We start from the raw sequence: 6,071 nt of genomic DNA on the forward strand, positions 1-6,071 counted from the left end.
ACCGATTAAAATCACACTATGATTGCTGAACTCACATCCATCCTGGCTGACTTACCCTGCCTGGAGCTTACGCGGTTCGTTTCGAATCATCATTTAAAATCAGTGTATAATGGCGGAGTCAGGCTGCCAGCCCCTCGCCCCCAAAATAGCCGTGTACAATCGCGCCTACGTTGTCATGCGAATGAAGCGGTTGAGCTTAACTGACTCTGCCATAAGGGTTTTTTGGCAGTGTCCACAGGTGGAAAACTTTTCATGTTTTATTAACCTGCCTTAACGCCGCCGGAAACGACGCCGGATGCAAGGCAGCAAAACGCCCGCGAAATCGATCCGCGGGCGCCGCTAAAACGCTGAAATACCGTTATTTCAAGGGAATCGCGTTACTTGCCATTATCAACGAGGCGCGCTTCCAATGCCTCGATACGGGCAAGAAGCGCATCGTTTTCCTCGCGCGCCTTGATGGCCATTTCCTTGACCATCTCGAACTCCTCGCGCTTGACCACGTCGAGCGAGTTCAGCGTGCGTTCGGCCTGCGCGCGGAAGGCCGTTTCGACTTCGCGGCGCACGCCTTGAGCGGCGCCCGCGGCATCGGTCATCAGCTTGGCAAAGTCATCCAGAATGCGGTTGGTGCCTGTGCTCATCGTGCGATCTCCATTTCAGCCATCGCCTTGCGATGCGGTCATGGATTTCAGGTAGGGTCAGCGGCGGGCGGATGCAAGAAAAATCACGCCGCCCGATCACGTGCCTGTGTCCGCAGCGCCAGCGACTGCCCTCGCCCAGGCCTTGACCGGGCTGAAATCGCTCGCCATGTTCCGCGCAAACAACCGGCCCCGCACGAGAACAGAGACATTGGAAACTTTAGCGACCCGCCTCGCGATCCTCCCCTTCCCCGAAATAGACCCCGTGATCGTCCAGATCGGGCCGCTTGCCATCCACTGGTACGGGCTCGCCTATGTCGCGGGCATCCTGATTGGCTGGTACTACGCGCGGCGCCTTGCGATGAACGTAACGCTCTGGCGCAACGACACCCCGGCGGTCACCCTGCAGCAGCTCGACGACTTCCTGCTCTGGGCAGCCGGCGGCATCGTGCTCGGCGGCCGCATCGGATACATCCTCTTTTACGATCTGAACTCCGTGCTCGCCAATCCGATCCGGGCGCTTGAGATCTGGAACGGCGGCATGTCGTTCCATGGCGGCTTCCTCGGCACGACGCTCGCGATGATCCTGTTTGCGCGCAAGAACAAGATCGCTCTCTGGAGCCTGTTCGATATCGTCGCCGCCGTCGTGCCGATCGGCCTGTTCTTCGGCCGCATCGCCAACTTCATCAATGGCGAGCTCTGGGGGCGGCTGTCGTCCATGCCCTGGGCGATCGTCTTCCCGACCGGTGGTCCCTTTGCGCGCCACCCGAGCCAGCTTTATGAAGCCGTGCTCGAAGGTCTCGTGCTGCTTTCCGTGCTCGCCTGGTTCATCTATCGCCGCCAGGCGTTGAAATCGCCGGGCCTCGTGACCGGCATCTTCGTGCTTGGTTACGCCCTGAGCCGCATTTTCGTCGAATTCTTTCGCGAACCGGACGCGCAGATCGGCTATCTTGCCGGTGGCTGGCTGACGATGGGCATGCTGCTCTCGCTGCCGATGGCGCTCGCCGGCATCTGGGCGATCGCCCGGGCGAAGCGCGCAGCCGCCTGAGAGCGGATGTAGGATGGGTGGCGGCCTTGCGGCCGCGCGCCCCGCGAACTGGACGAACGCATGACGACACCACTTGCCGACAAGATCAAGGCGTTGATCAGGGCTCACGGGCCGATCAGCGTCACCGATTATTTCTCGCTGTGCCTCGCCGATCCGGAGCACGGCTACTACCGGGTGCACGAACCCTTCGGCAAGGAGGGCGATTTCACCACCGCGCCCGAAGTCAGCCAGCTGTTCGGCGAGATGATCGGTGTCTTTCTCGTCCACGCCTGGCAGCAGCACGGGCAGCCCGAAGGCACTGTCATCGCCGAGATCGGCCCTGGCCGCGGCACGATGATGTCAGACTTGCTGCGCGTCGTGCGCCGCGTCGCGCCTGAGCTCTACGCCTCTGCAAGCGTGCATCTCGTCGAAACCAGCGAACGGCTGCGCAAGGTCCAGTCGGAAACGCTCGCCGCCCACGGCAACAAGGTCGAATGGCACACGAGTTTCGAAACCTTGCCCGAAGGCTTTCTGCTGCTTGCCGCCAACGAACTGTTCGACGCTATCCCGATCCGCCAGTTCGTGCGCACGGCGCAGGGTTTCCGCGAGCGCATGGTCGGTCTTGGCGCCGACGATGAGCTGACCTTTGCCGCCGGCGTCGCCGGCATCGATCCGGACCTGCTGCCGACGCCCGCACAAGGTGTCGCTGAAGGCACGGTCTTCGAGATCGCGCCGGCCCGGGACGCCGTGATGTCGGCCCTCTGCGAGCGGCTGAAGATCAGTGGCGGCACCGCCGTCATCATCGATTACGGGCATCTTGCCACCGGCTATGGCGATACGCTGCAGGCCGTGCGCGACCACGAATACGATCCGCCGCTTGCCAGTCCCGGGCGGGCCGACCTCACAAGCCATGTCGATTTCGAACAGCTCGCCCGGCGCGCCAAGACTGAAAACGTGCAGATCAACGGCCTTGCCCATCAGGGCGACTTTCTGGTCGGGCTCGGGCTTCTCGACCGCGCCGCGGCGCTCGGCCGCGACAAGGATGCCCTGACGCAGGACGGTATCCGCGAGGATGTCGAAAGACTGGCCGGAGCAGGCGCGGGAAAGATGGGCGAACTGTTCAAGGTGCTTGCCGTCAGCAGCCCGCCGGTCCCGCTGTCGCCGTTCAGAAAGCCCAAGGCCTGACCGGAGTGGGATCAAGGAAAAGTGCGCGCGGTTTTCCGCTCGCGTCCCGCTCCAACGTCGCAGGGCCGGCACCCCTGCCGTTCGGGAATTGACAGCCCTGTCGTCGCGGGTCAACATCGCGCCGGCAAATCAGCAGCCAGTCGCCGGGCCGGGACGCGCCCTCGAACCCATTGATATCTTTCAGAAAGCAAAGGCGAATATATCGATGCCGCATGATGTCGCGCTTTCCCCTGTACAAAGCTCGCTGTTTGGCGAGAGGGTCGGGCCGGCCATCGCGCACGGCTATTTCACCCGCAAGGGCGGCGTCTCAGAAGGGCTTTATCACGGCCTCAATGTCGGCCTCGGTTCGCACGACGATCGCGACCGCGTCAACGAGAACCGCACCCGCGTCGCCGCCTGGTTCGGCGCGCCCCTGGAGCGGCTGGCGACCGTACACCAGGTGCACTCTCCGGATGCCATCGTCGTCGACGAAACCTATGACGGCGCCCGTCCCGAGGCAGACGCGCTGGTGACGGCGACACCCGGCATCGTGCTCGGCGTGCTTTCCGCCGATTGCGGCCCCATCCTCTTTGCCGACGCTGAGGCCAAGGTCATCGGCGCGGCCCACGCCGGCTGGAAAGGGGCGCTTGGCGGTGTGCTCGAAAGCACCATAGAAAAAATGGTGCAGCTTGGCGCCCGGCGCGAACGCATCGTCGCCTGCCTGGGCCCGTCGATCAGCGGTCGCAGCTACGAGGTCGGCGCAGAGTTCGTCGCGCGATTCGTTGCCGCCGATGCCAGCTACAACGCCTATTTCGCGCCGTCGGAGCGTAGCGGCCATGCGATGTTCGACCTTCCCTCCTTCACGGTCCGGCGCCTGACCGAGGCCGGCGTTGCGGCCGAGAATCTCGACATCTGCACCTATGCCGACGAGGAGCGCTTCTTCTCCTATCGTCGAACCACCCACAGGCAGGAACCGGATTACGGCCGACAGATTTCCGCCATTTGCATACGAGGAACCTGACATGGCGCTTCACTTTGCCCAGGATGAATATGCAGGCCGCCTCGCGCGGCTGACGGAGAAAATGCGCGAGGAGAAGCTGGACGCCGTCCTGCTCTTTGCCCAGGAGAGCATGTACTGGCTGACCGGCTATGACAGCTTCGGCTACTGCTTCTTCCAGACGCTGGTCGTCAAGAAGGACGGCACGATGGTGCTCTTGACGCGCTCGGCCGACCTGCGCCAGGCGCGCCACACCTCCAATATCGAGCGGATCGAAATCTGGGTTGATCGCGCCAATGCCGATCCGACCATGGATCTCAAGAACCTCCTGAGCGAACTCGACCTGCTCGGCTGCCGCATCGGCATCGAGTACGACACCCATGGCATGACCGGTCGCGTCGCGCGGCTGCTCGACCGCCAGCTCCAGACCTTCGGCGAGCTGATCGACGCCTCCTATCTCGTCAGCCGCCTCAGGCTGATCAAGAGCGACGCCGAAATCGCCTATGTGGAGAAGGCGGCGAGCCTTGCCGACGACGCGCTCGACGCCGCCCTGCCGCTGATCCGCCTCGGCGGCAACGAAGCCGACATTCTTGCCGCCATGCAGGGCACGATCCTTGCCGGCGGCGGCGACTACGCCGCCAACGAATTCATCATCGGCTCCGGCGCCGATGCACTGCTGTGCCGCTACAAGTCCGGGCGCCGCCCGCTCGACGCCCAGGACCAGCTGACGCTGGAATGGGCCGGCGTGAGCGCCCATTACCACGCCGCGATGATGCGCACCGTCATCATCGGCGAGCCGACCAACCGTCACCGCGAACTCTACAGCGCCTGCCGCGAGACGATCCAGGCGATCGAGATGGTGCTGCGTCCCGGCAACACCTTCGGCACCGTGTTCGACGTGCATGCCAAAATCATGGACGAGCGTGGCCTCGCCCGGCATCGACTGAATGCCTGCGGCTATTCGCTTGGCGCCCGTTTCTCGCCGTCCTGGATGGAGCACCAGATGTTCCATCTCGGCAATCCGCAGGAGATCGAGCCGAACATGTCGCTGTTCGTGCACATGATCATCATGGATTCCGACAGCGGCGCGGCCATGACCCTCGGCCAGACCTACCTTACCACCACGGACACGCCGCGCGCGTTGTCGCGCTATGGGCTGGACTTCATTTCTGCTTAGGGAAATCCGCCTAGACTTGCCTTGAACTGGCAGACGACAGGAGACGGTTCAAGGCTATTCCAGGGACGGTTTGAACATGCGCAAGATCACCACGCCCATTGTTGGTTTCGGTTTCGCCATCGCGCTTGCCGGCTGCAACAGCACGGACATGCTGACGCCGCAGGTCGACGTCGGCGCAGGAACCTTTCGCTCGCCGCCGGTGACCCAATCCGACCTCGACTCCATGTCGAACCAGACGGCGGTCGCCCCTGTGCAGCGCGAGCCCGTCAGCCAAACCACCGCCTATTCCCCGCAACCGGCCTCTTCCAGCATGCCAACCGCCTATGCGGCAGGCGATGCGACCTATACCGACCCGGCCGGCACCTTCGAGGCACAGGCAAGCCGCCTTGCCGCCGGCTCCGAGCCTGTCCAGAACACGATCGACGACCGTCAGGCGCTGGCAGACGAGGCACCGGCCGAACAGGCGCCCGTGCAGCACACGCCAGTACAGCACACACCGGTGCAGCAGACGGCGGCCGCCGCCGAACAGATCCAGAGCCAGCCGAGCGTCGCTTCGCTACCGAAGGCAAGCGCCGTCGCAAGCGGTTCGGTCCGCTTCCTGCCGATCATCGGCGCGCCGGTTCAGGCGGTCACGCCGCTTTCCAGGCAGCTCGGCGCTGACGCCCGCGCCCGCGGCCTGACGATCAAGGGCTCGTCGGACTCAAGCAGCGAACATATTCTCAAGGGCTATTTCTCGGCCCTGAAGGACGGCGACAAGACGACCGTCGTCTATGTCTGGGACGTGCTCGACGGCAGCGGCAACCGGCTGCACCGCATCCAGGGGCAGGACTCGGTTCCGGGCGGCGGCACGGATTTGTGGAGTGGCGTGCCGGCCACAACCATGCAGGGAATCGCAACCAAAACCATCGACGCCTATCTCGAATGGCGCCGATCTCAGGCCGGTTGACACAAAGTTTTTAGGATATTGGCCTTCGCGGCGCAGCATTCCCCTTGCATTCAAGTTCAGTCTCGCTAAAAAGCGGCCGATCAGCTCTGAACGGCGGCCATCCGCAAAGAATGTCCGCGATTGGA

At 63.4% G+C, this 6,071-nt stretch carries 6 protein-coding genes; 5 read left to right on the top strand and 1 reads right to left on the bottom strand.

Going from position 1 to position 6,071, the window contains the following annotated elements:
- Nucleotides 1-377: 377 nt before the first annotated feature.
- Complete coding sequence (locus VGO12_RS01920) at nt 378-638, bottom strand: accessory factor UbiK family protein (protein ID WP_327493900.1); 261 nt, start codon at nt 636-638, stop codon at nt 378-380.
- A 166-nt stretch (nt 639-804) separates the two neighbouring features.
- Between VGO12_RS01920 and lgt the strand changes: the two genes are divergently transcribed.
- The 5 genes from lgt to VGO12_RS01945 all read left to right on the top strand — a co-directional run bounded on the left by lgt (nt 805) and on the right by VGO12_RS01945 (nt 5,946).
- Nucleotides 805-1,683 (top strand): prolipoprotein diacylglyceryl transferase, encoded by an 879-nt coding sequence (gene lgt, locus VGO12_RS01925; RefSeq protein WP_414650659.1) that lies wholly within the window; start codon nt 805-807, stop codon nt 1,681-1,683.
- 60 nt (nt 1,684-1,743) lie between these two features.
- The gene (locus VGO12_RS01930; protein WP_327511063.1) at nt 1,744-2,847 is read left to right on the top strand and encodes a class I SAM-dependent methyltransferase; all 1,104 of its coding nucleotides are present in this window, start codon (nt 1,744-1,746) and stop codon (nt 2,845-2,847) included.
- Nucleotides 2,848-3,052: 205 nt separating this feature from the next.
- Complete coding sequence (pgeF, locus tag VGO12_RS01935) at nt 3,053-3,847, top strand: peptidoglycan editing factor PgeF (RefSeq protein WP_327511064.1); 795 nt, start codon at nt 3,053-3,055, stop codon at nt 3,845-3,847.
- Between the two features lies 1 nt (nt 3,848).
- Nucleotides 3,849-5,000 (top strand): Xaa-Pro peptidase family protein, encoded by a 1,152-nt coding sequence (locus VGO12_RS01940; protein WP_327511065.1) that lies wholly within the window; start codon nt 3,849-3,851, stop codon nt 4,998-5,000.
- Between the two features lie 76 nt (nt 5,001-5,076).
- Nucleotides 5,077-5,946, top strand: a complete 870-nt coding sequence (locus VGO12_RS01945; protein ID WP_327511066.1) for a hypothetical protein — start codon at nt 5,077-5,079, stop codon at nt 5,944-5,946.
- Nucleotides 5,947-6,071: the final 125 nt, after the last annotated feature.

This window comes from Ensifer sp. (assembly GCF_035999135.1).
In the GTDB taxonomy this organism is placed as follows: domain Bacteria; phylum Pseudomonadota; class Alphaproteobacteria; order Rhizobiales; family Rhizobiaceae; genus Ensifer.

Coding starts and splice junctions, on each gene's coding strand:
- VGO12_RS01920 (WP_327493900.1), bottom strand. CDS start 638: ATGAGCACAGGCACCAACCGCATTCTGGATGACTTTGCCAAGCTGATG.
- lgt (WP_414650659.1), top strand. CDS start 805: ATGTTCCGCGCAAACAACCGGCCCCGCACGAGAACAGAGACATTGGAA.
- VGO12_RS01930 (WP_327511063.1), top strand. CDS start 1,744: ATGACGACACCACTTGCCGACAAGATCAAGGCGTTGATCAGGGCTCAC.
- pgeF (WP_327511064.1), top strand. CDS start 3,053: ATGCCGCATGATGTCGCGCTTTCCCCTGTACAAAGCTCGCTGTTTGGC.
- VGO12_RS01940 (WP_327511065.1), top strand. CDS start 3,849: ATGGCGCTTCACTTTGCCCAGGATGAATATGCAGGCCGCCTCGCGCGG.
- VGO12_RS01945 (WP_327511066.1), top strand. CDS start 5,077: ATGCGCAAGATCACCACGCCCATTGTTGGTTTCGGTTTCGCCATCGCG.